At 64.4% G+C, this 24,991-nt stretch carries 26 protein-coding genes; 16 read left to right on the top strand and 10 right to left on the bottom strand.

What is annotated here, in order from left to right; all coding sequences use genetic code 11:
- Nucleotides 1-2 precede the first annotated feature (2 nt).
- The 5 genes from ACROSR_RS01995 to ACROSR_RS01975 form a co-directional block, all read right to left on the bottom strand.
- A complete protein-coding gene (locus ACROSR_RS01995; RefSeq protein WP_432682091.1) occupies nucleotides 3-782 on the bottom strand; it encodes an ABC transporter ATP-binding protein in 780 nt (259 codons plus the stop codon).
- Nucleotides 782-1,915 carry an ABC transporter permease gene (locus ACROSR_RS01990; RefSeq protein ID WP_432682090.1) on the bottom strand — a complete coding sequence of 378 codons (1,134 nt, stop codon included), beginning with the start codon at nucleotides 1,913-1,915 and terminating at the stop codon, nucleotides 782-784. Before ACROSR_RS01990 ends, ACROSR_RS01995 begins: the two co-directional genes overlap by 1 nt.
- 111 nt (nucleotides 1,916-2,026) lie before the next feature.
- Nucleotides 2,027-2,596, bottom strand: coding sequence for a pyridoxamine 5'-phosphate oxidase family protein (locus ACROSR_RS01985; protein WP_432682089.1), 570 nt, complete (start codon nucleotides 2,594-2,596; stop codon nucleotides 2,027-2,029).
- 75 nt (nucleotides 2,597-2,671) lie between these two features.
- Nucleotides 2,672-2,869, bottom strand: a complete 198-nt coding sequence (locus tag ACROSR_RS01980) for a hypothetical protein (RefSeq protein WP_432682088.1) — start codon at nucleotides 2,867-2,869, stop codon at nucleotides 2,672-2,674.
- On the bottom strand, nucleotides 2,866-2,991 hold the full coding sequence (locus ACROSR_RS01975) for a hypothetical protein (RefSeq protein WP_432682087.1): 126 nt from the start codon (nucleotides 2,989-2,991) through the stop codon (nucleotides 2,866-2,868). Before ACROSR_RS01975 ends, ACROSR_RS01980 begins: the two co-directional genes overlap by 4 nt.
- 291 nt (nucleotides 2,992-3,282) lie before the next feature.
- Between ACROSR_RS01975 and ACROSR_RS01970 the strand changes: the two genes are divergently transcribed.
- From ACROSR_RS01970 to ACROSR_RS01960, 3 genes are all read left to right on the top strand, one after another.
- On the top strand, nucleotides 3,283-4,581 hold the full coding sequence (locus ACROSR_RS01970; RefSeq protein WP_432682086.1) for an MFS transporter: 1,299 nt from the start codon (nucleotides 3,283-3,285) through the stop codon (nucleotides 4,579-4,581).
- A gap of 155 nt (nucleotides 4,582-4,736) precedes the next feature.
- Nucleotides 4,737-5,228: an Lrp/AsnC family transcriptional regulator gene (locus ACROSR_RS01965; protein ID WP_432682084.1), complete on the top strand. Its 492-nt coding sequence runs from the start codon at nucleotides 4,737-4,739 to the stop codon at nucleotides 5,226-5,228.
- Nucleotides 5,229-5,400: 172 nt separating this feature from the next.
- Nucleotides 5,401-6,543, top strand: coding sequence for a glycine cleavage T C-terminal barrel domain-containing protein (locus ACROSR_RS01960; RefSeq protein ID WP_432682082.1), 1,143 nt, complete (start codon nucleotides 5,401-5,403; stop codon nucleotides 6,541-6,543).
- Between the two features lie 83 nt (nucleotides 6,544-6,626).
- On the opposite strand, the gene ACROSR_RS01955 is transcribed toward ACROSR_RS01960, so the two are convergent.
- Both ACROSR_RS01955 and ACROSR_RS01950 read right to left on the bottom strand, forming a co-directional pair.
- Nucleotides 6,627-6,788 carry a hypothetical protein gene (locus ACROSR_RS01955; RefSeq protein ID WP_432682081.1) on the bottom strand — a complete coding sequence of 54 codons (162 nt, stop codon included), beginning with the start codon at nucleotides 6,786-6,788 and terminating at the stop codon, nucleotides 6,627-6,629.
- A gap of 122 nt (nucleotides 6,789-6,910) precedes the next feature.
- Entirely contained in the window at nucleotides 6,911-7,171 is a 261-nt protein-coding gene (locus tag ACROSR_RS01950; protein ID WP_432682079.1) for a hypothetical protein, read from the bottom strand.
- A 43-nt stretch (nucleotides 7,172-7,214) separates the two neighbouring features.
- Here ACROSR_RS01950 and ACROSR_RS01945 point away from each other — a divergent pair, with 43 nt between their 5' ends.
- The 9 genes from ACROSR_RS01945 (at nucleotide 7,215) to ACROSR_RS01905 (ending at nucleotide 16,035) form a co-directional block, all read left to right on the top strand.
- The gene (locus tag ACROSR_RS01945) at nucleotides 7,215-7,364 is read left to right on the top strand and encodes a hypothetical protein (protein ID WP_432682078.1); all 150 of its coding nucleotides are present in this window, start codon (nucleotides 7,215-7,217) and stop codon (nucleotides 7,362-7,364) included.
- Between the two features lie 50 nt (nucleotides 7,365-7,414).
- Nucleotides 7,415-8,074: a helix-turn-helix domain-containing protein gene (locus tag ACROSR_RS01940; protein ID WP_432682076.1), complete on the top strand. Its 660-nt coding sequence runs from the start codon at nucleotides 7,415-7,417 to the stop codon at nucleotides 8,072-8,074.
- A gap of 129 nt (nucleotides 8,075-8,203) precedes the next feature.
- Nucleotides 8,204-9,100, top strand: a complete 897-nt coding sequence (locus ACROSR_RS01935) for a class II glutamine amidotransferase (protein ID WP_432682075.1) — start codon at nucleotides 8,204-8,206, stop codon at nucleotides 9,098-9,100.
- Nucleotides 9,101-9,103: 3 nt separating this feature from the next.
- Nucleotides 9,104-9,787: a GltB/FmdC/FwdC-like GXGXG domain-containing protein gene (locus ACROSR_RS01930; RefSeq protein WP_432682074.1), complete on the top strand. Its 684-nt coding sequence runs from the start codon at nucleotides 9,104-9,106 to the stop codon at nucleotides 9,785-9,787.
- Nucleotides 9,788-9,801: 14 nt separating this feature from the next.
- Nucleotides 9,802-11,145, top strand: coding sequence for an FMN-binding glutamate synthase family protein (locus ACROSR_RS01925; RefSeq protein ID WP_432682072.1), 1,344 nt, complete (start codon nucleotides 9,802-9,804; stop codon nucleotides 11,143-11,145).
- Between the two features lie 73 nt (nucleotides 11,146-11,218).
- A complete protein-coding gene (glnT, locus tag ACROSR_RS01920) occupies nucleotides 11,219-12,550 on the top strand; it encodes a type III glutamate--ammonia ligase (RefSeq protein ID WP_432682071.1) in 1,332 nt (443 codons plus the stop codon).
- A 297-nt stretch (nucleotides 12,551-12,847) separates the two neighbouring features.
- Nucleotides 12,848-13,828 (top strand): ABC transporter substrate-binding protein, encoded by a 981-nt coding sequence (locus ACROSR_RS01915; RefSeq protein WP_432682070.1) that lies wholly within the window; start codon nucleotides 12,848-12,850, stop codon nucleotides 13,826-13,828.
- 98 nt (nucleotides 13,829-13,926) lie between these two features.
- Entirely contained in the window at nucleotides 13,927-14,958 is a 1,032-nt protein-coding gene (locus tag ACROSR_RS01910; RefSeq protein ID WP_432682069.1) for an ABC transporter permease, read from the top strand.
- 3 nt (nucleotides 14,959-14,961) lie between these two features.
- Nucleotides 14,962-16,035, top strand: coding sequence for a betaine/proline/choline family ABC transporter ATP-binding protein (locus ACROSR_RS01905; RefSeq protein ID WP_432682068.1), 1,074 nt, complete (start codon nucleotides 14,962-14,964; stop codon nucleotides 16,033-16,035).
- Between the two features lie 226 nt (nucleotides 16,036-16,261).
- On the opposite strand, the gene ACROSR_RS01900 is transcribed toward ACROSR_RS01905, so the two are convergent.
- Both ACROSR_RS01900 and ACROSR_RS01895 read right to left on the bottom strand, forming a co-directional pair.
- On the bottom strand, nucleotides 16,262-18,640 hold the full coding sequence (locus tag ACROSR_RS01900) for a YbcC family protein (protein ID WP_432682067.1): 2,379 nt from the start codon (nucleotides 18,638-18,640) through the stop codon (nucleotides 16,262-16,264).
- Nucleotides 18,641-18,655: 15 nt separating this feature from the next.
- Complete coding sequence (locus ACROSR_RS01895) at nucleotides 18,656-20,224, bottom strand: proton-conducting transporter transmembrane domain-containing protein (RefSeq protein WP_432682066.1); 1,569 nt, start codon at nucleotides 20,222-20,224, stop codon at nucleotides 18,656-18,658.
- Nucleotides 20,225-20,299: 75 nt separating this feature from the next.
- On the opposite strand from ACROSR_RS01895, the gene ACROSR_RS01890 reads away from it, so the two are divergent.
- On the top strand, nucleotides 20,300-21,172 hold the full coding sequence (locus ACROSR_RS01890; RefSeq protein WP_432682065.1) for a LysR family transcriptional regulator: 873 nt from the start codon (nucleotides 20,300-20,302) through the stop codon (nucleotides 21,170-21,172).
- Nucleotides 21,173-21,318: 146 nt separating this feature from the next.
- Here the strand turns inward: ACROSR_RS01890 and ACROSR_RS01885 are convergent, their stop codons facing one another.
- The gene (locus ACROSR_RS01885; protein WP_432682064.1) at nucleotides 21,319-21,930 is read right to left on the bottom strand and encodes a GcrA family cell cycle regulator; all 612 of its coding nucleotides are present in this window, start codon (nucleotides 21,928-21,930) and stop codon (nucleotides 21,319-21,321) included.
- 186 nt (nucleotides 21,931-22,116) lie between these two features.
- Between ACROSR_RS01885 and ACROSR_RS01880 the strand changes: the two genes are divergently transcribed.
- The 3 genes from ACROSR_RS01880 to ACROSR_RS01870 all read left to right on the top strand — a co-directional run bounded on the left by ACROSR_RS01880 (nucleotide 22,117) and on the right by ACROSR_RS01870 (nucleotide 24,918).
- Complete coding sequence (locus tag ACROSR_RS01880; RefSeq protein WP_432682063.1) at nucleotides 22,117-22,947, top strand: ABC transporter permease; 831 nt, start codon at nucleotides 22,117-22,119, stop codon at nucleotides 22,945-22,947.
- A gap of 555 nt (nucleotides 22,948-23,502) precedes the next feature.
- Nucleotides 23,503-24,237: an SEL1-like repeat protein gene (locus tag ACROSR_RS01875; protein WP_432682062.1), complete on the top strand. Its 735-nt coding sequence runs from the start codon at nucleotides 23,503-23,505 to the stop codon at nucleotides 24,235-24,237.
- 156 nt (nucleotides 24,238-24,393) lie between these two features.
- On the top strand, nucleotides 24,394-24,918 hold the full coding sequence (locus tag ACROSR_RS01870) for a hypothetical protein (protein ID WP_432682061.1): 525 nt from the start codon (nucleotides 24,394-24,396) through the stop codon (nucleotides 24,916-24,918).
- Nucleotides 24,919-24,991 lie beyond the last annotated feature (73 nt).

Raw genomic sequence — 24,991 nt, 5'->3', positions numbered from 1 at the left:
TTTCAGTCGGTCCTGTCCTTGGCGTCCATCGCGGCGCGCGCGCGGGGGCCGTGGAAATACTCATGCACCCACGGATGATCGACGTCCAGCATCTCCGACATGGTGCCGGTGACAAGCACGCGTTTCTCTGCCAACACCGCGATCCGGTCACAAGTTGCATGCAGCGTATCAAGATCATGCGTGACAAGGAACACGGTCAGCCCGAGCTGCTTTGAGAGGCCCCGGATCAGCGTGTCGAACCCCGATGCGCCGATGGGGTCGAGACCGGCGGTCGGCTCGTCCAGAAAGACGATCTCGGGATCGAGGGCGAGGGCCCGCGCCAGCCCCGCGCGCTTGCGCATGCCGCCCGACAGTTCGGACGGGTAGTTGTTGCCCGCAGCCCAGGGCAGGCCCGACATCGAGATCTTGAGATCGGCAAGGGCATGGCGCAGGTCCGGCGACAGATCGGATACGACCCGCAGCGGCACCTCGACATTCTCGCGCACGGTAAGCGACGAGAACAGCGCCCCATCCTGGAACATCACCCCGTTGCGGCTGTCGATGGCGATGCGCGTGTCCTCATCGGCCGAAAGCGCGTCGATGCCGAACATGTGGATGCTGCCCGCTGTCGGACGCAACAGGCCCACGATGCTGCGCAGCAGGACCGACTTGCCGGTGCCCGACCCCCCGACCACCCCCAGAACCTCGCCGCGCCAGACATCGAGATCGAGATTGTCATGCACGACATTCTCGCCGAACTGATTGCGAAGACCGCGGACGGAGATGATCGGACCTTCTGTCATCACACCCCCATCTGCGCGAAGAAGATCGAAAACAGCGCATCCGCGACGATCACCGCGAAGATCGCCGTGACCACCGCGGCGGATGTCATCCGGCCGAGGGATTCGGCATTGCTGCCGACCTTCATGCCCGCGTGGCAGCCCACCACGCCGATGATGATGGCAAAGACGGGCGCCTTGACCATGCCGACGATGACATGGCTTATATCCGTGCCCTCGACCAGCCGGGTGCGGAACATGGCGGGCGAGATGCCCAGCTCCACCCAGGACATGATCGCGCCGCCCAAAAGCCCGGTGATATTCGCGATCAGGCCCAGAATGGGCAGCATCAACAGCAGCGCGAGGATGCGCGGCACGAAAAGCGCCATCGCCGGGTCGATTCCGAGAGTGCGCATCGCGTCGATCTCTTCGCGCATCTTCATGGAGCCGATGGCGGCGGTAAAGGCCGAGGCCGTTCGACCGGCGACGATGATCGCGGTCAGCAGGATGCCCAGCTCGCGCAGGATGGAAATGGCGATCAGGTCGACCACGAAGACCTCGGCGCCGAACTGCCGCAGCTGCGCCGAGCCCTGGAAGGCCAGCACGACGCCGATCAGGAACGCCATCAGGGCGACGATGGGCACCGCGCGCAGCCCCACCTCCTGGCAGTGATGCACCAGCGCCGTGAGGCGAAACTCGCTCGGGTGCACGAATGCGCGTCCAAGACGGGCGATGAAAAGCCCCAGATATCCGCTCAGCTCCATCGCGAACACGCCGCCGGACGTGATCCCGCGCCCGATGGTTTCCAGCCTGTCGGCCCAACTCGGGCGCTTGGCCGTGGTGTCGGGAATGTCGGGCATCGCGGCGCTGACCGTCTTCATCAGGTCCGCATGCGGTTCACTGGCCCCTTGCAGGTCGGCGTCGCACCCGGCGTCGGACATGCGCTGTTGCAGCGTCGCGATGGCCCATGCGCCCGCGGTATCCAGACGCTCGACCCCCGAAAGGTCGATACGCGTCGCCTTGGGCGGCAAGCCGTCAAGCTGTGGGTGAAGCCGCGCAAGCGTCTGGACGGTCAAGACGCCCGACAGCACAAGGTCGCGCCCGTCGTCTGTTTCAGTGACCTTCACATCCGCAAAGACTGATCCGTTGGCAGACATCAAAAACCCCGATGGTCCGCTGACGGACGATATGAAACGCACCCTGACGGCTTTTACAGCGGAAAACAAGATCGACGCGCGGGCACGCCACATGGCACCGGGGTGCACGTCTCAGGGGGCCAGCCACTGCCCCGCCCAGCCGTCGCCACGCACGAACCGCGCACGGCGGTGCTCGGGGCCAAGATGCACCGCGTCGATGGCCCGGACACTTAGGCGCAGTACCCCGAAACGGTCAGGGTCGGGCGATTTGTCGTAGCCGAGCGCGTCGGGAATCGGCTGGCCGGGTGCCGGCGTGCTGCCATAAGCGCTGCGCGAGGGCGCGGGGACGCGGGTCCAGATATCGGTGACCTCCGCGCCTTGCAGGATGGCGACCTCGGACTCGATGCGCACTTGCAGATGCGCCGCGGCATCCCAGACATGCAGCGCGGCACGGGGATTGTCGCGCAGTTCGGCCACCTTGGCCGAGCAGGTATCCGTGTGGATGTCGAGCGTCGCAGACGACGTGTCGGCGGCACGCAATACGACTGTGCGGGCCTGCGGCATGCCATCCGGGCCGATCGTCGCAAGGGTCGGGTGCCGCGCGGGCGCATGACGGTCGTGCACGCCACGCACAAGCCGCGTCCAGACCTGCGCATGAAGCGCGCCAAGATCGACGGCCCAGGCGGGGGTTTCACGTGTCATGTCGGGTCTTTCCAGTGCGATTGTGCAGGCAATCGGGATGCGGGACGCGAAGGCGCCATACGCCCCGCCACCCTGTCACAGCGTGGACGGGTCCGTCGCCTTGGGATCTGACGGGGCGGGGGACGGCATATCGTCGCGCCCGCTATCGCGCCCGCACGGTCGCCCGCGCTGTACCGCCTGCGCCACGGTGCAGGCCGCAAGCGCGGCGGTGACGCCGAAGATCACGCCCCCGGCGGTGTGAAGGGCCGCGCTTTTCGCCAATCGAATGATCATTTCCGGTCCTCCATCGCCATGGCCCCGTGAGCCGCGAGCGCGAACCCGGCGCCGATCGTCAGGCCGATGGCCAGCCCGGTGAGCGTGGCCTTGGTGGCGATGCCAGCGTGAATCAGTCCCATGATGCCTCCTGTGTGATCAGCCGTTTTAGTAAACGTAGCTGTCGGTACTGCATGGTCCAGACCACCGTATGCGACGGCCATGCCCGTCGCGGGCCTGGCTGCCCGAAATGGTGGCGCTTGTGCATCGAATGCGCGGTTTTTCCGGTCTGCGTTTGAAGGTCGCGTTGACGCGGGCCGCGCGGCTTGTCGTTAATGCGCGCACATGCGGCACCGCGGCGACGCCAGTGACCCGCGATGCGCGCATGTAGAAACCGAGGGTGGTGCACCCTCGATCCGGGAAAGGACCGCGTCATGATCAAAACCCTCGCCGGGGTCTGGGCGCTTCTGCTCGGGATCGTGCTCATCATGCTGGGTAACGGCATGCATTTCACCCTGATCGGTCTGCGCGGCGGGATCGAGAACTTCTCCGCCGCTGAACTGTCGGTCGTGACCTCGGGCTATTTCCTGGGGTTCCTGTCGGGCGCGCGGATCACGCCGATCATGATCCGGCGGGTGGGGCATCTGCGGGTCTTCGCGGCGCTGGGCAGTTTCATGTCGGCGGGGCTGATCGCCTTTCCGCTGCTGACCGAACCTTGGGCGTGGACCGTGCTGCGCATCCTCATCGGGTTCTGCATGTCGGGCATCTACGTGGCCGCCGAAAGCTGGCTCAACGCGGCGTCCACCAACGAGACGCGCGGCAAGGTGCTGTCGGCCTACATGATCGCGCAGACACTTGGCATCATCGGGGCGCAAGGCTTGCTGAATCTCGGGGATGCGGCGACATCGGCGTTGTTCATCGGGGCGTCGATCCTGGTGTCGATCTCGTTCGCGCCGATCCTGCTGTCGGCCATCCCGGTGCCCGCGACGGATGTCGCGCGGCCGATGTCGCTCTTGAAGCTGTTTCGCAGCTCGCCGCTGGGAACGGTGGGGATCTTCCTGCTGGGCGGGATCTACGCGACGCAATCGGGGATGGGTGCGGTCTTTGGCACGCAAATCGGGTTGTCGGTCGCACAGATCTCGCTGTTCGTGGCGATGCTGTTCGCGGGGGCGCTGTTGATGCAATACCCCATCGGCTGGCTGTCGGACTGCATGGACCGGCGCAAGCTGATCTTCGGGGCGGCGTTGCTCGGGGCGGTTTCCTGCGGGCTGGGCTGGCTGACCAAGGACGGGTTGCCGGCCTTCATCCCGTCGGACGGGCTGTGGCCGCTGATGGCGGCGGCATTCTTTGCCGGGGGCGTGACGACGCCGCTGTACGCGCTGTTTCTCGCCTATACCAACGACGCGCTCGACCCCGAGGACATGCCGGCGGCGTCCGGTGGTCTGGTCTTCACGTTCGGCCTTGGCGCGATCCTCGGGCCGCTCGCCACCGGCTGGGCGATGCAGGGGCTGGGTCCGTTCGGGTTCTGGCTGGTGCTGGGGGCGACCTTCGGCGCGATCGCGCTTTACGCGCTCTACCGAATGACGCAGCGCGCCACCGCGACCGCAAGCGAGACGGACAGCTATCTGGGCGTCGTGCCCACAAGCTCGGTCGTGGCGGTCGAAGCGGCGGGGGCCTGGGCCGCCGACAAGGCCGAAGCCGAAGCAGAAGCCGAGGCCGAACGGCAGGCGTGATCCGCCCGGTCGCGCACCTGCCACGCAATGTCCGGTGACGCGATCGACGCAAAACTGGTCGTCCCGAACCGCCTTGACCGACCCTCGCCGCGCTACAATTTCTTTACGAGGCGTGATCGAGCGGAGGCGATGACGGCAGTGATTCAGGCGGCGGCATGAAGCGATCCGGGCTCGACGCGACGGATATCCGTATCCTGAGCGCCGTGCAAACGCACGGACAGCTCAGCAAGACCCGACTGGCCGAAATCGTCAACCTGTCGCCCACGCCCTGCTGGGCCCGTCTCGACCGGTTGAAGGCGGCGGGGTTCATCCGCGGCTATCACGCCAATATCGCGCTGGAACGGATCGCCGATTTCACCCGGGTCATCGTCACCGTTTCGCTGACCCACCATCGCAGGACGGATTTCGACAGGTTCGAATCCTACATCGTGCATGTCGACGAGATCACCGATTGCGTCGCCACCGGCGGCGGCATGGATTACGTCCTGACCATCTACGTCCGCAACCTTGCCGCGTTCGAGACGATGATGGCCGCCCTGCTGGACGCCGATCTCGGCATTGACCGGTACGTGACATATTTCACGACCCGCACGGTCAAGGCCGCGCATCCCGACCTTGCAAAACTTGTCGCGCCGTTGCGTGATTGACCCATGCGCCCCGCGCCTGTCGGAACGGCCTGTCGGCGCGTGATTATTGGTCTGATCGGGCTGCATTCCCCGACCGATTCGGTCCGCATGGCGGGATGCGACTTGTTATTGTGCCTCCAGAGGATGGATCGCGGCCGACGGGGCCGCCGACCATGACAGGAGGGGGAACGACATGACATACGCGGATGAATTCGGCTTTGGCACGCAGATACGCAAATCGCCATATTTCGACGCAACGGTCCGCTGGGGCGCGCAGGGCTTTTCGGTGTACAACCACATGTATATCCCGCGTGATTTCGGCGATCCGGAACAGAATTTCTGGAACCTCGTGAATGATGCGATCCTGTGTGATGTCGGCGTCGAGCGACAGGTCGAGATCACCGGACCCGATGCCGCGCGCTTCGTGCAGATGCTGACGCCGCGCGACCTGTCGAACATGGCGGTCGGGCAGTGCAAATACGTGCTGATCACCAATGCGCAGGGCGGCATCCTGAATGATCCGATCTGCCTGCGGCTGGCCGAGGATCACTTCTGGCTGTCGCTGGCCGACAGCGACATCCTGCTCTGGGCGCAAGGCGTGGCGGTGCATTCCGGCATGGATGTCGCGATCACCGAGCCGGACGTGTCGCCGCTGCAATTGCAGGGCCCGAAATCGGGCGAGATCATGCGCGCGCTGTTCGGCGACCAGATCATGGACCTGCGCTATTACTGGCTGCGCGAGATGGAGCTGGACGGCATTCCGCTGATCGTGTCGCGCACCGGCTGGTCGAGCGAGCTGGGCTACGAGATCTATCTGCGCGACGGCGACTGGGGCGACGCCCTGTGGGAGCGGATCATGACCGCCGGCCTGCCTTACGGGCTGAAGCCCGGCCACACCTCGACCATTCGCCGGATTGAGGGCGGGATGCTGTCGTATCACGCGGATGCCGACAGCGGCACCAACCCGTTCGAGCTGGGTCTGGAGCGTCTGTGCAACCTGGACATGGAGACCGATTTCATCGGCAAATTCGCGTTGCAGCGTATCCGTGACACCGGGATCACCCGCAAGCAGGTCGGTCTGCGCCTCGGGGGCGAGCCGTTGAAGGGGCCGAACACGCGTTTCTGGCAGATCACCCATGGCGGTGCGTTCGTGGGCAAGGTCACGTCGGCGGTCTATTCGCCCCGGCTGCAGCAGAACATTGCGCTGGCGATGGTCGATATCGCACATGCCGAGCTTGGGGCGGAATTCGAGGTGTTCACGCAGGCCGGTGCGACCCCTGCGACGGTGGTGCAGCGGCCCTTCTACGACCCTAAGAAGCAACTTGCCGTGGCCTGAGCGCGCGCACGCCTTTTCACGACAAAAAATGCGACCGCGGAGCCCGCGGTCGCATTTTCCGTTTCAACATTGGCTGCTCAAAGTCAGATCCGCTTTGCGCGCAGGCGCTGTTCCGCGCCGTCGCGCGACAGGGCCGATTTCGGCGCGTCGCTGTCCTTCATCTTTTCGAGGCCACGAATGCTGAGATATGCAAAGGCCATCACGCCACTGAGAGTACCGATCGCGAGAATTCCAATGAGTTCCATAACCGTCTCCTTTCGTTTGTGTCAGGATTTACGACGGTCCGTGCCGACTGGATGAGTCTTCGTCAAAAAAATTGCAGAAATACCAATAACTTGTTTGTATACGTTCGGGTACTGAGGGCGCCTCACTGTGCGATCAGGATTACCGCCAGCCAGAACACCAGAATGCCGATCCAGCCGAATTGGGCCGCGAAGAACCCAGCCAGAACAAGGCACAGGAATACGCCGCTTGTGATCGCCGCCTGCTGGCCGACCGGGCGCGCAGCAAGCGCGTCATCCACGTCGTGCAGGCTGCGGCCGGGCCAAAGCCCGGCGATCAGGGTCGATGCCCCGCGACGACACAGCGTCCCGCCCCGGAACAGAACCTGCCTGACACCCTGCGCCATGATATCTCCGTCCCCCTTTAGTGTAATACAGGATAATCGCGACATGGGTATTGAGCAACTGCCCGAAACGCGCGCGTCCTGCCTGAATATCGTGCAGCGGGCCCGCAACGTCGCCCGTAGCCGCGCCACAACGCCGGTCTGGCGATTGGCAGGACGGTTTCATTTGCAGGCCGATTCATTATATTGCCAGTGAAATCGACGATCCCGCCGCAAGACCGGCGTTGCAAGAAAGGGGCGTGCGGCATGGTGCAGTCGAAAAACGTGGACAAGGCACGGCCCGGCACACGGTTGCGCCAGGATCCGCACAGCATTCGCGACGAGCGGGAAAAGGTGCTGGAAGTGGCCATCGGTCGCGAGGTGCGCGCGTTTCGCCGGCAAAAGGGCATCACGGTGGCCGAGCTTGCCGACCTGACAGGCCTGTCCATCGGAATGCTGTCGAAAATCGAGAACGGCAACACCTCGCCGTCGCTGACCACGTTGCAAACCCTGTCCAATGCGCTCAGCGTGCCGCTGACGTCGTTTTTCCAGCGCTTCGAAGAGCATCGCGAAGCGGTGCATACGCCCTCGGGCACCGGGGTCGAGACCGAGCGCGCCGGCACGCGCGCCGGCCATCAGTACAACCTTCTGGGTCATATCGGGTCGAATGCCAGCGGCGTGACGGTCGAGCCGTACCTGATCACGCTGTCCTATGCCTCGGATATCTTCCCGACCTTCCAGCATGGCGGGATCGAGACGATCTACATGCTGGAGGGGGAACTTTTGTACCGTCACAGCGACCGACTTTATCATTTGCGCCCCGGCGATACGCTGTTTTTCGATGCCGACGCGCCGCACGGCCCCGAGGGGCTGGAGAAGCTGCCGGCGCGTTACCTGTCGATCATCGCCTACCCCCAGACTGCCTGAGACTGCCTGAAATTTCGGCATCCAATCGAAATGCTGTTTCAGCAAGGGAATAAATAATTCCCCTTGGTTGATTTGCGCAATCTGTGCTGCTAGCCATCAGGACGTAGTGAAAACCGGAAAGGGCGTTCCATGTGCGGGATTGTCGGACTGTTCCTGAAAGACAAGGCGCTGGAGCCACAGCTTGGCGCGATGCTGACCGACATGCTGGCGACCATGACCGATCGCGGCCCCGACAGTGCGGGCATCGCGATCTATGGCGCGGGCCAGGGCGGCACCGCCAAGATGACCGTGCAATCGGCCCAGCCAGAGGCGGATTTCGCCAACCTCGCCGAGGAACTGAGCGCCGCGCTGAAGATGGACGTGACGGTGCACCCGGTCGACACCCATGCCGTGCTTCACCTGCCCGTCGACGGGGTCGAGGCGGCGCGCAAGGCCCTCGCCGCCCTGCGCCCCGCGCTGCGGGTGATGAGCGACGGTGAGCGCATCGAGATCTTCAAGGAGGTCGGGCTGCCGCGGGACGTGGTCGCGCGCTTTGATCTTGCCGCCATGTCGGGCAGTCACGGCATCGGCCACACCCGCATGGCGACGGAGTCGGCGGTCACCACGCATGGCGCGCATCCCTATTCCACAGGCGCCGATCAGTGCCTCGTGCATAACGGGTCGCTGTCCAACCACAACAACCTGCGCCGCAAGCTGCGCGCCGCCGGCATGCGCATCGACAGCGAGAACGACACCGAGGTCGGCGCGGCCTACCTGAGTTGGCGCATGCGCGAGGGGGCCTCGTTGGGCGAGGCGCTGGACAGTGCGCTGACCGATCTGGACGGGTTCTTCACCTTCGTCGTCGGCACGCGCGACGGCTTTGGCGTGGTGCGCGATCCCATCGCCTGCAAGCCGGCGGTGATGGCCGAAACGGATCGTTATGTCGCTTTCGGGTCGGAATATCGCGCGCTGGTCAACCTGCCCGATATCGACACCGCCCACGTCTGGGAACCCGAACCCGCCACCGTCTATTTCTGGAGCCATTGAGCCATGCAGACGATCGATCTGGCAACGCAGCCCTTGCGCGAGTTAAACGCGACGCTTCAGGCGCAGGCGGATCAGACCAACGCCACGCACTGGGAAGTGCTGAATCCGCGCGGCGCGCATGCCGTTGCCGTGGGGCTCGACGCGCCCATCGACGTCGCGGTGCGCGGTGTCACCGGGTATTACTGCGGCGGCATGAACAAGCAGGCCCGCATCCATGTCGCGGGGTCTGTCGGGCCGGGGGTCGCCGAGAACATGATGTCAGGCACGGTGATCGTCGATGGCGATGCCAGCCAGTATGCCGGGGCCACCGGCCGCGGGGGGCTGCTGGTGATCCGGGGCAACGCGTCCAGCCGCTGCGGCATCTCGATGAAGGGCATCGATATCGTCGTGGGCGGCAATGTCGGCCACATGTCGGCCTTCATGGGGCAGGCAGGCAACCTTGTGGTCTGCGGCGATGCGGGCGACGCCTTGGGCGATTCGATCTACGAGGCACGGCTGTTCGTGCGCGGCAGCGTGAAAAGCCTTGGGGCCGACTGCATCGAGAAGGAGATGCGTGCCGAACATCTCGACATCCTGCGCGATCTTCTGGCGCGATCGGGCTGCGACGCGGCCCCGGAAGAGTTCCGGCGCTACGGCTCGGCGCGCAAGCTGTATAATTTCGACATCGACAATGCCGACGCGTATTGAGCGAGGATGACACCATGAAAGACGACCCGCATACCCCCCCGCGCACCGCGCCGGTTCAGTCCGCGACCTTCAGCAATCCGGTCAATGCCGAGATCCGGCGCGCCGCGGCGACCGGCATCTACGACATTCGCGGTGGCGGGGCCAAGCGGCGCGTGCCGCATTTCGACGATCTGCTGTTTCTGGGGGCCTCGATCAGCCGCTACCCGCTGGAAGGCTACCGCGAGACCTGCGACACCCGCGTCACCCTCGGCACGCGGCATGCCAAAAACCCGGTCGAACTGGACATACCCATCGTCATCGCCGGGATGAGCTTTGGTGCGCTGTCGGCGCAGGCCAAGGAGGCACTGGGGCGCGGTGCGTCGGCGGCCGGCACCTCGACAACCACGGGCGATGGCGGCATGACGCCCGAGGAACGCCACCACTCGACCAAGCTGGTCTATCAATACCTGCCGTCACGCTACGGCATGAATCCCGACGACCTGCGGCGTGCCGACGCGATCGAGGTCGTCGTGGGGCAGGGCGCGAAACCGGGTGGCGGCGGCATGTTGCTGGGCCAGAAGATCTCGGACCGCGTGGCGGAGATGCGCACGCTGCCCAAGGGGATCGACCAGCGTTCGGCCTGTCGCCATCCCGACTGGACCGGCCCGGATGATCTGGAGATCAAGATACTGGAGTTGCGCGAGATTACCGGCTGGCGCGTGCCTATCCATGTCAAGGTCGGCGGCACGCGGCCCTATTACGACACGGCGCTTGCGGTGAAGGCCGGCGCGGATGTCGTGGTGCTGGACGGCATGCAGGGCGGCACGGCGGCCACGCAGGACGTGTTCATCGAGAATGTCGGCTTGCCGACGCTGGCCTGCATCCGACCGGCGGTCCGCGCCCTGCAGGATCTCGGGATGCACCGCGAGGTGCAGCTTGTGATCTCGGGCGGTATCCGCAGCGGCGCGGATGTCGCCAAGGCGCTGGCGCTTGGTGCGGATGCGGTGGCCATCGGCACCGCCGCGCTGGTGGCGCTTGGCGACAACGATCCGAAATACGAGGCCGAGTATAACGCGCTTGGCACCACCGCCGGGGCCTATGACGACTGGCACGAGGGCCGCGATCCGGCGGGCATCACCACGCAGGATCCCGAGCTTGCCGCGCGGCTTGACCCGGTCGCGGCGGGGCGGCGGCTGCGCAATTACCTCAAGGTCATGACGCTGGAGGCGCAGACCATCGCGCGCGCCTGCGGGCACAACCATCTGCACAACCTCGAACCGGAGGATCTGTGCGCGCTCACGATGGAGGCCGCGGCGATGGCGCAGATCCCGCTGGCCGGCACCGACTGGTATCCGGGCAAGCCCGGAACTGGTTACTGACGACTGACGCAGGGGCCGGGGATTTCCCGGCCCTTGTTCATGATAAAAAGATCACAAGACAGGGGACAGACGCATGACACTGGATCTGGCGGCATTCGCGCGGGACCGAGGCATCAAGTATTTCATGATTTCCTTCACCGACCTGTTCGGCGGTCAGCGCGCCAAGCTGGTGCCGGCACAGGCGATCGCCGACATGCAGGAGAATGGCGCGGGGTTTGCCGGGTTTGCCACGTGGCTGGACATGACGCCCGCGCATCCTGACCTGCTGGCGGTGCCCGACCCGGCGTCGGTCATTCAACTGCCGTGGAAGCCCGAGGTCGCCTGGGTCGCGGGCAACTGCATGATGGACGATGCCCCCGTCGCGCAGGCCCCGCGCAACGTGCTGCGCCGTCTGATCGACGAGGCTGCGGCGCAAGGATTGCATGTCAAGACCGGGGTCGAGGCCGAGTATTTCCTGCTGACGCCGTCGGGCGATGCGATTTCCGACCCGTTCGATACAGCCGAAAAGCCGTGCTACGACCAGCAGGCGGTGATGCGCCGCTATGACGTGGTGCGCGAGGTCTGCGATTACATGCTCGACATGGGCTGGGGGCCGTACCAGACGGACCACGAGGACGCCAACGGCCAGTTCGAGATGAACTGGGAGTTCGACGACATCCTCGCCACGGCCGACAAGCACAGTTTCTTCAAGTTCATGGTGAAATCCGTCGCCGAGGCGCACGGGCTGCGCGCCACTTTCATGCCCAAGCCGATCGAGGGGCTGACCGGCAATGGCTGTCACGCGCACATATCGGTGTGGGACGCGCCGGGCGAGGCGGCAAGAACCAACGTCTTTGCCACCGACAAGGGCACCGGCGATACCGGCGAGCTGGGGCTGTCGGACAAGGGGCGCGCGTTCCTCGGCGGGATCATGAAACACGCAAGCGCGCTGGCGGCCATCACCAACCCGACGGTGAACAGCTACAAGCGGATCAACGCGCCGCGCACCATCTCGGGCGCGACATGGGCGCCTAATTCGGTGACATGGACGGGCAATAACCGTACCCACATGGTGCGCGTGCCGGGGCCGGGCCGGTTCGAGCTGCGGCTGCCCGATGGCGCGGCCAACCCTTACCTTTTGCAAGCGGTGATCGTCGCCGCGGGGCTCAGCGGCATCCGCACGGATGCCGATCCCGGACCGCGCCGCGATATCGACATGTACGCTGAAGGTCATACCGTGACGGACGCGCCGCGGCTGCCGCTGAACATGCTCGACGCGCTGCGCGCCTTTGAGGCCGATCCCGAACTGATGAGCGCCATGGGCGACGAATTCTCGCGATCCTACCTGAAGCTCAAGCATCAGGAGTGGGACTCCTTCGTGTCGCATTTCAGCCGGTGGGAAAAAGAGCACACGCTGGATATCTGAGCCCGCCGCGATCATGGCGCGGGTGGCGTGGCACGACCCCGTAACGGCGTCCGCGGGCCACATGTCCGGGCCACATGTCCCTGTCGGGGGTTGATCTTTATGTTTGGCTTGGCTAAGTTTCTCGGCATGGGAAAACACCCAACATCCACGTCGTTCAGGCCCATTCGGACGTCACGGGTACAATACCCGTGCCCGAATGTGTGTTGTCGTCCCTTGTAGCGAACAAACGTTGCAAAGGTATGCCCTGAAACACCGGGCGTAACGGCAAATGACGCGGTAAATCGAAAGGAAACGATCATGAAGAAGCTATCCCTATTTCTCGCGGCCAGTGCCCTGTCGGCACCCATGGCGGCACACGCGCAATCCGACGCATGCGGAGATGTTTCGATCACCGAAATGAATTGGGCCTCTGCGCAGGTCGTGACCAGCGTTGCGTCGTTCCTGATGGAGCAGGGTTACGGCTGCAATGTCAGCGTCGTGCAGTCCGATACCGTGCCGGCCGTCACGTCGGTGGCCGAGAACGGCGAACCCGACATCGTCACCGAGCTGTGGCTGAACTCCACCGGTGACGCGTATGAGCAGCTCAAGGAAGCCGGAAAGGTTGTCGAAGCCGCATCCGTGCTTGATCCCGGTGGTGTCGAAGGCTGGTGGGTGCCCACCTATCTCGCCGAAGAGCACCCCGAGGTGACGACGATCGAGGGCATCCTCGAAAATCCCGATCTGGTCGGCGCACGCTTTTACAACTGCCCCGAGGGCTGGGGCTGCCGCGTGGTCAGCGACAACCTGGCGCGTGCGCTCGACCTCGAGGGCAATGGCATCGAGGTGTTCAACGCCGGGTCGGGCCAGGTGCTCGCCTCGTCGATGGCCGATGCCGTGATGGAAGAAGAGCCGTGGTTCGGCTACTACTGGGGCCCGACCGTGCCGCTCGGCAAATACGACATGACCAAGGTCGATCTTGGCGAGGTCAAGCCCGAGGTGCACGCGCGCAACCAGAACCAAGAGGCCGATAATCCGGGCGTGTCCGACTTCCCGGCAGCGCCGATCGTCACCGCCGTGACATCGACCTTCCAGGAAGAGAACCCCGCCGTGTTCAAGCTCATGCAGAACATGACCTTCAAGACCGACAACATGAGCTCTATCCTGGCGTGGATGGACGAGAACAACGCGTCGGCTGACGAGGCCGCGGTCTACTACCTGCAGAACTATCAGGATCAGTGGTCCGAATGGCTGAGTGATGACGCACGTCAGAATCTTGCGTCCGTCCTCGACCAAGGCTAAGATTATTCGTAGTGGCGGGGCCGATCTATGGTCGGCCCCGCCTTTTTTATGCGCGGCATGTCCTGCGATGCGGCAGTGCCTAGGGAGATTAAGTCACGATGGCGACATATGATTTCGTATTCCGGGCTCTCGGGCTCGAGGACTGGTGTTCGGCCTCTGAAGAGTCGGCGCCCATGTCCATGGACGCGCTCACGGCGCAGGCCTCGGGCCAGGAACAAAGCACATCGATATGGGAATTGCCGTTCCCGTCGATGGACTCGCTGAACGACGCTTGCGCCGCGTTTCCGCAATCGCGCAACGTCACGCTCGGGCTCGAACAGGGGTTCCTGAACGTCAAGGATTCCATGAGTGTCGTGCTGGACCCGTTGACACAGCCGCTGTCATGGCTGCTCGAAGGGGCGCTTTACGGGATTCTCAACACCCCGTGGTGGATCGTCATCCCGCTTTTGATGCTTATTGTCTGGTTCGTATCCAAATCGTGGAAGCTTCTGGCCTTTGTCGCGATCAGCCTCGGCGGCCTCGCCTTCATCGATTATTACAGCTATGCGATGCAGACGCTGGCAATCATCTTTGTCTGCGCCGTGCTATGCGTGATACTGGGGGTCCCGATAGGTATCGCGATGTCGCGATCCGACAGGATGCGCGCCGGCACGATACCGATCCTCGACATGCTGCAGACGCTGCCGCCTTTCGTCTATCTGATTCCGCTGATCTTCCTGTTTTCGGTGACCGAGCCGAAGCTCTACGGGATCGCGATCATTCTTTACGCCATCGTGCCGGTGATCCGCCTGACGGATCTGGGCATCCGCATGGTCGACGAGTCGGTGATCGAGGCGGCCGAGGCGTTCGGCATGACCGACCGGCAGAAGCTGTATGGCGTGCAGATCCCGCTGGCGCTGCCCAACATCATGGCCGGTGTGAACCAGACCATCATGATGAGCCTTGCGATGGTCGTGATCGCCTCGCTGGTATCGGCGCCGGGTCTGGGGGTTCTCGTGTTGCGGGGGATCAACAACCTTGAACTGGGGGTTGGCCTTGTGTCCGGCCTTGGCATCGTGCTGCTCGCGGTGATGCTGGACCGGACGACCAAGGCGGCGCTCAACCGCATCAACGCCTCGCAGAAAGGCTGAGCCATGATCAACCGATCCGAAAAGAACACCAAGATCTCGATCCGGCACCTCTACAAGATCTTCGGGGAAGACCCGCAGGGCGTGATGGATCACGTCAAGAACGGGATGACCAAGGCGGATCTGCTGGAACATCACCATCACGTTCTGGCCCTGAACGACATCAATGTGGATGTGAAGGAAGGCGACATCACCGTGATGATGGGCCTGTCCGGGTCCGGCAAGTCCACGCTGATCCGCCACCTGAATCGCCTGATCGAGCCGACGGCAGGCGAGGTCAATCTGGACGGCACCAACATCGTCGACCTCAACGAGAAGGATCTGCGCAAGCTGCGGCGGGAAGAGATGTCGATGGTGTTCCAGCACTTCGCGCTGCTTCCGCACCGCACCGTGCTTGAAAATGCCGGCATGGCGATGGACGTGCGCGGGGTTCCAAAGGAGGAATTCCAGAGCGAGGCGCATAAATGGCTGGAGCGCGTGGGCCTCAAGGGCGTCGCCGACCAGTATCCCTTCCAGCTTTCCGGGGGTATGCAGCAACGCGTGGGGATCGCCCGTGCGCTTTGTTCGAATGCGCCGGTGATGCTGATGGACGAGGCGTTCTCGGCCCTTGATCCGCTGATCCGTACCGACATGCAGGACCTGCTGCTGGAGCTTCAGAAAGAGCTCAAGAAGACGGTTGTCTTCATCTCGCACGACCTTGACGAGGCGCTGAAACTGGCCGACCACCTTGTGATCCTGAACGAGGGGTACGTTGTGCAACAGGGCGAGCCGCAGGAAATCCTGATCTCGCCGAACGACGACTACATCGTCGACTTCATTTCGGACATCAACCGCGCCCGCGTTCTGCGCGTCCGCTCGGTCATGGAAGTCACGGAGAACATTCCCGACACCGTCGCCGGCGAGGTCGATTACGATGACAACCTCGAATCCGTGATTGCCCGGTCCGAAGGCGAGGCGGGCCTGACCTATGTCGTCACGCAAGATGGAAAGCAGGTCGGCGTTCTCAAGATGACGGATCTGTTCAAGGCGCTCGTGCCGACGGCGGCCTCGGATGACGGGTTGCGCGCCGGCGCGGCCTGATCCGGCGATCCCGCTCGGTCATCCAAGGAACGGATCGGTCTGTCGCCTTCGCCGCCATGGCACACGCCGCGTGGGCACCCCGACGGCCGCCAGATAACGTCGTGCCGTCGGCGATTGACCCTTCGTCGCGGACTGCATTGGTATCGCCACCGACAGGTCGCGGCGGACAAGCAGGGGCACGCCCGGCTGATCGGATAACGCGCGCGGCGATCCGATCAGCCCGGCTTCAGCGGATAGCACCATCAAGCCGAGACGTTTTCCAGATCAGGCCGGGGCAATAGCGCGCGGCAAACCGGCCGTTTTCCAGCGCGAGCAGATGTAGCCAGCCATTGTCGAACAGATCCCGCACGCCGTCATGTTTGCGCAGGACGTCGGTTATCGCCTCTGTCGGCGCCTCTACCAGCACCGTCAATCGCAGTGCCTCATGCGCCGGGCGCACGCCATCGTGCACGGTCTGGTGGGGCAGCCCCGGACGCATCAGGCCGCCGTTCCCCTCGACCACGCCGATCCCGCCCACGACGTTGTGTATCAGCTTGTTCCCGCCGCCGAAAACCTGCGGTGCGACGGTCGAGCCATAGTATTGCAGGCTGATCCAGCTTGCCACCACGACCGGTGCGGTCAGGATCAGTTCCAGCGTGGCAAACCCGGTATCGTCGGTCCAGTCATAGCTGTGCAGGAACGCGCGCCCCTCAAGGTCGCGCCCTGCAGTCGTCGCACGCGGGGCCGCGATCAAGGTGCCGCACCCGGCCAGACCCCATTCGGCCCGGATTTCAGCCCAGTCCGTGGCCCGCCGTGCAAGGGTGTCCCCCCCGCCGCCCGGCAGGCGCAGCGCACGTTCGGTGCGCGCCTGATGCCCCGCGCCCGACAGCCAGGCTTTGGCCTGCGCGAGGTCGTTGGCGTGGTCGGGGGCGGGCGTGTCGTGGTACAGGGTCACCTCATCGGTCACCGTATCATGCAGGCCGGCCACGAACAGGGTGTCCTCGGGCAGTGACACCCCGTGCGCCGGCAGCCCCGCGCGCGTGTCGGGATCGTTCAGCAGCGACGCCAGCAGGCGCGCGGACACCTCACCGGTCTGCCCGGCGCAGGCGCCGCAGTGATACGCGCTTTGATGCGGGTTGTTGCGCATCTGCGCGCCGTGACCCACCAGCAGCACCAGCCGCGCATGATCCGTTGTCAGGCTCATCGCCCGCAGCACCGACGCGGCCGTCTGCGCCTTCTGCGCCGGTGTCAGCCCGCCGTCGATCCGGGGCGGGGGTGTGGGGCACGGATCCTTGGGGCCCAGCCTGAGCGCGTCCTTCAGCAGTCTGGCCCCGTAGGCGGGGCCAGCGGCCTCGACAAAGGCAAAGGACGATACCGCGGCTTGCCGGAACCGGCCCCATGCGCGCTTGGCGCGCGCCGAGATGCGCATCGCCGCCTCGTGATCGGCAGCGCCGTGACCGGTCGAGGTCAGCGCAGGTGTCAGCAGTGCGGGCAGATGGGCCTGCACCTCGTCCGTGCCGGCCGGCCTGTGGGCGACGGGTAGGCCGAAGAAACCGGCAAAACCCAATGTCTGGATGTCGTGATCCTGCGCCTCCAGCGCACGGCGAAACACCTCGGAGCGCACATCGATGCAAAAGGCGGCCTGCATACGGGCCTGGCCGGTGCGTGCGGCGGGGCCTGTCAGAAGGGCCGCGACCTTGCGTTGATGCGCCCGTTCGGCCGCGTCTTGAAGGATCGCGTCCAGCGCCTGGTCGGGTGTCGGCTGCAAGGGGGCGGCATGGCGGGTCACAGTCATCTGCCAGTCCTCCGCCACCTCCGGACACTGCCCGAGCAGCGCCTCTTCCCAGACAAGCCGGATCGCCAGCATGTCGGTCAGTGTCGTATCGGTTCCGCCGGTCAGCTCGGCCTGCCACAACAGCCAACGGGCGTGTTGCGGCCACCCGCCCAGATCGACGAGCAGCCGGTGAAAGGTCGTCTCCGCGGCCTCGGGTGTCAGACCCAGCCGCTCGGCCGCGCGCAGGATGGCACGTTCGGCGCTGTCGGGCGCCTCGGCCACATGGGCCGAGAAGCCGGTCAGCCCGGCGATTTCCGGGGTGAGGTCGTGGGTCGCCCATTCCCGCCACGCCGCAAAGGCCCCCTGGCCCGGCCGCGGTGTCCAGAGTGCCTGACCCCGATCGAAATACCCCGCGGCCCACAGGCCGAAGCTGCGCGAGATGATTGCGGGCCAGTCGATGCCCGTGGCGCGTGCCGCCAGGGTAGCCACGGTGGGCAGGGCCTCGGGCGTGTGGCTATTGGTTGTCAACTTTGCCTTGAGCATGGCCAGATCGCGCGGTTTGACCGGTGAGGTGGCGGCGATCAGCGCCGCGGCAAGATCGTCGTCCGTGATCTCGCCGGCGGCGACCTTCGCGGCGAGGTCGGCCCGCGGCAGGGTCAGCCGGATGCCCGCCACCCGCCCGACGCGGGCCGAGGTCGTGGCCAGATCCTCGCCCGTCTGGCCGAGGAAGGGGTTGACGGCGACCGTCGCCTCCAACGGGAATGCCGGCGGGATGGCCCGTGCCGCCGCCTCTGCCGCCGCGCGCAACTGTGACGCCAGCGACGGCGCGATCTGTGTGGTCTGGATGAACATGGGGGCGTCTCCGGATCAGGATTGCGGGGTCGTCCGGAAGCCGCCGATCAGGCGGTCCAGAAGCGCGTTCAGGTAAAGGCCGTTCGCGAGATGTACGCGCAACCCGGCGGTAGAGGGATGATGCGCCCAGAGCGGAAACAACGCCTGGGCAAAGGCCACGAGGCCAAAGGACAGGACCGCAAGCACGATCAACGCCCATTCCAGCGGTCCTGCATCGGGGACCGGGGGCAGGGACGGGCCCCAAAGCACCTGTGCGATGACCTGAAAGCCGAAATAGGCCAGTGCCGCGCCAAGAGAGGCCGCGACCGTCCGCCGGGTCAGCGCGCCGGGCGCCGAATCCGCAAGGCCCTGCGCGATCAGGTAGGACACGCCGAAGATCAGCATCGCCCCGAGGGCCAGTGCCTGCGGTGACTTGTCGCCCAACACCAGGGTGAAGCCGGCGGCGACGACGCCATAAAGGATCAGCGCCAGCGCGAAGGACCGCGCCACCGCACCCAGCCCCGGCACCGCGACAGGCCCCGGTTTGCGGATCGCGTTCACCGCCTGCACCGCCCCGCCCGAGGACAGGAAGGCATGCGCCTTGTAAAGCGAATGCGCCACGATATGCAGCAGCGCCAGTGCCCAGAGGCCCAGCCCGCATTGCAGAAGCATGAACCCCATCTGAGCCACCGTGGACCAGGCCAGCGCGGTCTTGACCGCGCTTTGTGTCAGCATCACCAGCGCGCCGAACAGCGCCGTTATGCCGCCGAGCATCACCAGTGCCGCCATGGTTCCGGGGCTTTGCTGCACCAGCCCCGAGAGCGTGATCAGCAGCACCCCGCCCGAATTGATGATTCCCGCGTGCAGCAGGGCCGATACGGGCGTTGGCGCCTCCATGACCTCGGTCAGCCAACCGTGTACCGGAAAGGCCGCCGTCTTGAGCGCTGCGGCCAGTACCAGAAGCCCGGTCGCGGCCTGAGCCGGTACCGGCAGGCTGTCGCGTGTGTTCAGCGTGGCGATGTCGACCGTGCCAAAGCTGTACCAGAGCAGACCCGCGGCAAGGATCAGCGCCACGTCGCCCATGCCCCAGACCCGGATGAACTTGGCCGCGGCGCGCTGCGCCTCGGCCCGGTCGGGATAAAATAGCAGCAACTGCCGCAGCGCGAGCCCCGTCGTCACGAAACCCGCGACCAGCACCGGCAGGCTGGCAGCCTGCACGAGCACGAGAACCGCCGCGATGGCCGTCAGGATCAGCGTGTGGAAGCGACCTTCGCGCGCCTCTCCGTCAAGGTAGCGCCGCGAGTAGCGGACCACGATCCAGCCGACGAACGATACCAGCAACGTCATCGTCACGCTGATCGCGTCCAGCCGCACAAGGGCAGCGTCCCCAAGGGCCACCGTCTGTGGCCCCGCCGCCAGCAGTCGCGCGAGACCAGCAAGACCAAGGCCGAGCGCGGACAGGGCCGCGATTTCCGCCAGAATCGGCAAGCGGCCCGGTCGGCGTCCGGGGCGGGCAAGCGACACAAGCGCCGCCAGCAGCAGCAGAACAGGGGACAGGGAAATCAGCGGCAGGCTCGACATGGCAGGCTCCGGGTTCGGGATCATTCCATGCGATCTAACGCTTGTCTGGATTTCAGAAAATTACATATAATGATCGCAAACATTCGATAAAATAGAACAATGGCCCAGCTGAATCTGCATCATCTTCGTCTCTTCCGGGCCGTGGCAAGCGATGGCACTCTGACGGGTGCCGCGCGCGGGCTGAACCTGTCGCAGTCCGCGCTGTCCACACAGCTTCGCGCGCTCGAGGCCTCTTTGGGGCAGGATCTCTTCGAGCGACGCGGGCGCGGGCTTGTCCTGACCGAGGCGGGCCGCATCGCGCTGGACCATGCCGAGGCGATCTTCCGGACCGCCGACGATCTGACCGCGACCCTGCGCGAAACCGGACGTGCGCGGCGGGCCCTGCGTGTCGGCGCGCTTGCCACCTTGTCGCGCAACTTCCAGATGCAATTCCTGAGGCCGTTGATCGGGCGTCCGGATGTCGAGGTCGTTCTGCGCGCCGGGTCACAGGACGAGCTGCTGCGCGGGCTGGACGGGCTGGCGCTGGACGTGGTGTTGACGAACCTTGCCCCGGCGCGCGATGCGGCCAGCCCATGGCTTGTCCACAGGATCGACGAACAGCCCGTGGGCCTGATCGGCACGCCGGCCCGCGTGGGTCCAGTGCCGCGCGCGCTGCGCGCGCTTCTTGCCACGGAACCGCTGATCGTTCCCACGCGAGAGACCGCGTTGCGCGCCGCCTTCGATGCGTTGGCAGCCCGTCTCGAGGTCAGACCGAACCTTGCCGCCGAAGTCGATGACATGGCAATGATCCGCCTTCTGGCGCGGGCGGATGCGGGCCTTGCCATCATTCCGCCGATCGTCGTGCATGACGAGCTTCGATCGGGCGCCTTGACCGAGGCCGCCAAACTGGACGGGATCAGCGAAACCTTTTTCGCCGTCACCCAGGAACGGCGCTTTGCCAACCCCCTGCTGTCAGAGGTCCTGCGCCGGTGAGGCCGGTTTCGGGCGGCTGGCCCTGCCCCGAACGACCGGCAGGGTCACGCCCATGACCTAATCCCGGTTGCAGGGGGCGCAGCCGCGCCATCGTGCGGCGCACGGGGCAATGTTGCGCGCCCAGGCGGGCATGATGCTGCCGGCTGCTAGCGTTTGCGGTCGCGGCGGCCCGATACGGGTTGGAAGGCGACCCCGACATGCGCTTCGCAATAGGGTTTGCCGCTTTGGACGGGCAAGCCGCAGAACCAGAAGTCCTCTGTCGCCGGGTCGCCGACGGGCCATTTGCAGGTCCGCTCCGTCAGTTCCATCAGGCTCAGTCTTTTAGCCTTCTTCTCGATCTCGCTTACCTTTGCCAGGGCGTCGGGGTCGATCTCGTTCGCAGAGGGTTGCGGCGGAAGCGGCTGCCCGGCGGGCACGATCGTTCGCACCCGCGTGACGGCTGCGGGCTCTGGCTCTTCCTCCGGTTCGGCCTCCTGCGCCGCGGCCGGTTCCGGTTCGGGCTCGGGCCGTGCCTCGGGTTCGAGGGGGGGCACCGCCTCCGGTTCGGCGGCCGGTGCGATCTCGGGCTCGTCGGCCACCGCCGCGACATCCGCGGCCGCCGGGCCAGAGCCGTTTCGATTGGACAGTCCGAGACGATGCACCTTTCCGATGACCGCGTTGCGCGTGACGCCGCCCAGTTCCTTCGCGATCTGGCTTGCGGATTGGCCTTCGCCCCACATCTTCTTCAAAAGCTCAACGCGTTCGTCGTTCCACGCCATCGGGGGTTCCTTGCATCAATCTGGCATAAAATGGAGGATGGGACGGCCGAGCCGAACCCTGCCACCTTGTCATTTGCATCAGTTCCCTATTGTAGAGATGCACGCCCGAGTTACAAGGGACCGGGGCAGTCCGTGACGCCGGCCGAGCCGCTTTCCCGCACCCTGAACCAAGCCCGAGAGGTCCGCATGCGCGATCAAACCGCCGAATTACCCGACCCCGACCTGATTCCGATGGGCACGCGCCGTTTCGGGCGGGTGAACTGGCTGGGCCTGTTCACGCTGGCCGAGCGCGAGAACCGCCGTTTTCTCGCGGTGTGGACGCAGACGCTGATGGCGCCGCTGATTACCGCAGGATTGTTCATGGTGATCTTTTCCATCGCGATCGGGCCACGGCGCGGTGCGGTGATGGGCGTCGATTTCACCACCTTCATCGCCCCCGGCATCCTGATGATGACGCTGATCCAGAACGCCTTTGCCAACACGTCCTCGTCGATCGTCATCGCCAAGGTGCAGGGCAATATCGTCGACACGCTGATGCCGCCCTTGTCGTCGGGTGAGATGGTTTTGGGTTATCTCGCCGGTGGGATCGGGCGCGGGGTGTTCGTCGCGGTGGCCATCGCGGTGGGGCTGACGGCGGTGCTGGGGATCGTGCCGGTCCATCCGCTCTGGGCGCTGGTCTTCATCCTGCTGGGGGCCACTTTCATGAGCGCCGTGGGCATCGTTGCGGGCATTTTCGCCAACAAGTTCGACCAGATGGCGGCGATCACCAATTTCGTCATCACGCCGCTGGCCTTCCTGTCGGGCACGTTCTACTCGGTCGAGGCGTTGCCGCCCGTCCTGAAGACGATCACCCATTACAACCCGGTCTTCTACCTGATCGATGGCGCGCGTTACGGCGTGCTGGGGGTTTCGGACAGCGCGCCGGCGCTTGGTCTGGCCGTCAGCGCCGGGTCCACGCTGGCCGTATGTCTGCTGGCATGGCGCATGCTGGCGACAGGGTACCGGCTCAAGGCATGAGCCGCCACCTTGATGGGTTCGGATCAGACGATCCGAACCCGCGTTTGAGGCGTGGGACCGCGGGCGTGTGATCGACCGCTCTGCGGACCTTCCGGACATTCGCTGCAGGCGCAGCTTGGCCGGACCCGAGCGACGGCGGTGCGCAGTGAACCGACCCTGCAAAACTGCAAACTATGATCGCCCTTCACGACACACCCGTCCCAAACCGGCCCTTCGTGCCTAGCTCAGCGGATGGCAGGTACAGCCCTAAGCTGTCGGACTTGTTCCAAGCAGCAAGAGGCGTGCCGAATACGAAGCGCGGGTAGCGTCCTTTCGTTGCATGCGGAATGAACGACCTATAGAACCGGACTGCCGACCAGCTAATCGAACGAATTTCGGGGCCGTCTCTGCATCAAGTGAGAGACAAGGTGTATACCGTGCTGCGGATTGAGTTCATGCTTGTGTTGGATCATTTGCCGGGCTAGGCGCCGCACGCTTCGTTGACTTTCAAATCGTTACGCATCTAGATCGACGGCAAGGGGTAAATCCTCACTCATATTCTAGGAAGCCTTCAGGATGGCACTTTTCGGCAAGCAGTTTTTCAAAAGCTCAGATGCCCGGGCTGAAGAAGCCTACAGATCAGGCGTCTTGGCCGTAAGCGCCAAGAAGTTCCAAGAGGCATATGACCACTTTAATCGGGCAGCCGAAGGTGAGCACGGGTCTGCTTATTACAACCTGTTCCTCCTGCACGGAGGCGGCTATCTGCCCACCTTCGATCTCGATGCCGCAGCGGACAATTTCTACAAGGCGGCGGATATTGGTCATCCTAAGGCAGAGCAGCAGCTTTACATTTTGGAGGGTGCTGATCGGGCCGGATTCGGAATGGACAACCTTGCCGCGTTGGCCACAGGTTCAGTCGAAACCGGCTTTCTCCCACCGATCTTAATGGTCTGTGCGTGTCGTTTTGTGACGTCCGTCAGCATCAAGTATGGTGCTACGATAGACGTCATTTCCTATGAACTGGACGCCGCGAGCTCCAGCGAAGACGGATATGTGCAAGACTTCATTCGTCGAACGGGAATAGCCCCAAGTTTCTACAGGGGAAGCCTAAATCGACTTGTCGAAGGATCTGCTGCCGACCAGATCACTGATGGTCTAAACGATTTCAGTTTGGCTCTCAGTCGGTCTGGAATGGGAAGCAAACTCGGAAAGATGGCCCGCTGCACTGTGGTCGGCCACATGATCAAGAAATCCTATCTAGGAGAGAACGCAGCGCCGCTTCTAGGCGTAAAGCGCTTCTTCGAAGTCTGAATGGAGAACGGACCGCCGACAGTTCGACATCGCCTGCACGATGAAACGGACAGCCTTCAGAAGACTTCGCTTCGTAGCCGACCGTTTTCGGTCACACAAAGGTCACTTGGCACGGCCAATGCATTGTTCGACAGGTGATGGTGGGCGGTCGAGGCAATGATTGAGTGGCTGATCGGTGCGGCCGTTTTCGGATTGGTTGGAGAACTCTTCGGCGCATCGCGTCGGCTGCCATCGGCTCCATCGTACCAGCCCGTCAGCACCCGCCCAAAGTTGACCCTGACACCGCAGGCTGCCGAGGAGCAGAAGCCGGAGACCGCGTGGGACGTCTCAAGGTTCCACGAGTTGTCGGCGGCCTTGGACTGTCTTGAAAGCCCGTCTCCGTACCCTGCCGCTTGCGTGACGCCACCGGTCCTGTCAGAGGCCGCAAAATATCGAGGCTTTCTGAAGCAGGAACTGGTCCGTGTAGAAGGGATGATTGGAGACAAGGCGGTTTGCGAACGTATCCGTGACTTCTTGAAAGACCCAAAACTTGCCAGGGAAGGCGCCATAGCCGCGCACCTAGAGCGCGAACTTGCTCGATGGGAGTGCTTTCTAGATGAGGTCGAGTCTCAGCCGCTCACAGCCGAACAGCGGCGCGCCGTGCTCAGCGAAGAAGACGCCACCCTTGTTCTCGCTGGGTAAGGCTGCGGCGGGGGCCGTCTGACTTCGGCTACGATCCGATGATAAGTCCGACGTTATGTCAGATTTCATTCAC

Source organism: Roseovarius tibetensis (genome assembly GCF_050896375.1).
Taxonomy (GTDB): Bacteria; Pseudomonadota; Alphaproteobacteria; order Rhodobacterales; family Rhodobacteraceae; genus Roseovarius; species Roseovarius tibetensis.
This window is presented reverse-complemented; position numbering and strand designations above follow the sequence as displayed.

What these genes read in the sequence shown, in the direction of transcription:
- ACROSR_RS01995 (WP_432682091.1), bottom strand. Translation starts at nt 782, where the DNA reads ATGACAGAAGGTCCGATCATCTCCGTCCGCGGTCTTCGCAATCAGTTC.
- ACROSR_RS01990 (WP_432682090.1), bottom strand. Translation starts at nt 1,915, where the DNA reads ATGTCTGCCAACGGATCAGTCTTTGCGGATGTGAAGGTCACTGAAACA.
- ACROSR_RS01985 (WP_432682089.1), bottom strand. Translation starts at nt 2,596, where the DNA reads ATGACACGTGAAACCCCCGCCTGGGCCGTCGATCTTGGCGCGCTTCAT.
- ACROSR_RS01980 (WP_432682088.1), bottom strand. Translation starts at nt 2,869, where the DNA reads ATGATCATTCGATTGGCGAAAAGCGCGGCCCTTCACACCGCCGGGGGC.
- ACROSR_RS01975 (WP_432682087.1), bottom strand. Translation starts at nt 2,991, where the DNA reads ATGGGACTGATTCACGCTGGCATCGCCACCAAGGCCACGCTCACCGGG.
- ACROSR_RS01970 (WP_432682086.1), top strand. Translation starts at nt 3,283, where the DNA reads ATGATCAAAACCCTCGCCGGGGTCTGGGCGCTTCTGCTCGGGATCGTG.
- ACROSR_RS01965 (WP_432682084.1), top strand. Translation starts at nt 4,737, where the DNA reads ATGAAGCGATCCGGGCTCGACGCGACGGATATCCGTATCCTGAGCGCC.
- ACROSR_RS01960 (WP_432682082.1), top strand. Translation starts at nt 5,401, where the DNA reads ATGACATACGCGGATGAATTCGGCTTTGGCACGCAGATACGCAAATCG.
- ACROSR_RS01955 (WP_432682081.1), bottom strand. Translation starts at nt 6,788, where the DNA reads ATGGAACTCATTGGAATTCTCGCGATCGGTACTCTCAGTGGCGTGATG.
- ACROSR_RS01950 (WP_432682079.1), bottom strand. Translation starts at nt 7,171, where the DNA reads ATGGCGCAGGGTGTCAGGCAGGTTCTGTTCCGGGGCGGGACGCTGTGT.
- ACROSR_RS01945 (WP_432682078.1), top strand. Translation starts at nt 7,215, where the DNA reads ATGGGTATTGAGCAACTGCCCGAAACGCGCGCGTCCTGCCTGAATATC.
- ACROSR_RS01940 (WP_432682076.1), top strand. Translation starts at nt 7,415, where the DNA reads ATGGTGCAGTCGAAAAACGTGGACAAGGCACGGCCCGGCACACGGTTG.
- ACROSR_RS01935 (WP_432682075.1), top strand. Translation starts at nt 8,204, where the DNA reads ATGTGCGGGATTGTCGGACTGTTCCTGAAAGACAAGGCGCTGGAGCCA.
- ACROSR_RS01930 (WP_432682074.1), top strand. Translation starts at nt 9,104, where the DNA reads ATGCAGACGATCGATCTGGCAACGCAGCCCTTGCGCGAGTTAAACGCG.
- ACROSR_RS01925 (WP_432682072.1), top strand. Translation starts at nt 9,802, where the DNA reads ATGAAAGACGACCCGCATACCCCCCCGCGCACCGCGCCGGTTCAGTCC.
- glnT (WP_432682071.1), top strand. Translation starts at nt 11,219, where the DNA reads ATGACACTGGATCTGGCGGCATTCGCGCGGGACCGAGGCATCAAGTAT.
- ACROSR_RS01915 (WP_432682070.1), top strand. Translation starts at nt 12,848, where the DNA reads ATGAAGAAGCTATCCCTATTTCTCGCGGCCAGTGCCCTGTCGGCACCC.
- ACROSR_RS01910 (WP_432682069.1), top strand. Translation starts at nt 13,927, where the DNA reads ATGGCGACATATGATTTCGTATTCCGGGCTCTCGGGCTCGAGGACTGG.
- ACROSR_RS01905 (WP_432682068.1), top strand. Translation starts at nt 14,962, where the DNA reads ATGATCAACCGATCCGAAAAGAACACCAAGATCTCGATCCGGCACCTC.
- ACROSR_RS01900 (WP_432682067.1), bottom strand. Translation starts at nt 18,640, where the DNA reads ATGTTCATCCAGACCACACAGATCGCGCCGTCGCTGGCGTCACAGTTG.
- ACROSR_RS01895 (WP_432682066.1), bottom strand. Translation starts at nt 20,224, where the DNA reads ATGATCCCGAACCCGGAGCCTGCCATGTCGAGCCTGCCGCTGATTTCC.
- ACROSR_RS01890 (WP_432682065.1), top strand. Translation starts at nt 20,300, where the DNA reads ATGGCCCAGCTGAATCTGCATCATCTTCGTCTCTTCCGGGCCGTGGCA.
- ACROSR_RS01885 (WP_432682064.1), bottom strand. Translation starts at nt 21,930, where the DNA reads ATGGCGTGGAACGACGAACGCGTTGAGCTTTTGAAGAAGATGTGGGGC.
- ACROSR_RS01880 (WP_432682063.1), top strand. Translation starts at nt 22,117, where the DNA reads ATGCGCGATCAAACCGCCGAATTACCCGACCCCGACCTGATTCCGATG.
- ACROSR_RS01875 (WP_432682062.1), top strand. Translation starts at nt 23,503, where the DNA reads ATGGCACTTTTCGGCAAGCAGTTTTTCAAAAGCTCAGATGCCCGGGCT.
- ACROSR_RS01870 (WP_432682061.1), top strand. Translation starts at nt 24,394, where the DNA reads ATGATTGAGTGGCTGATCGGTGCGGCCGTTTTCGGATTGGTTGGAGAA.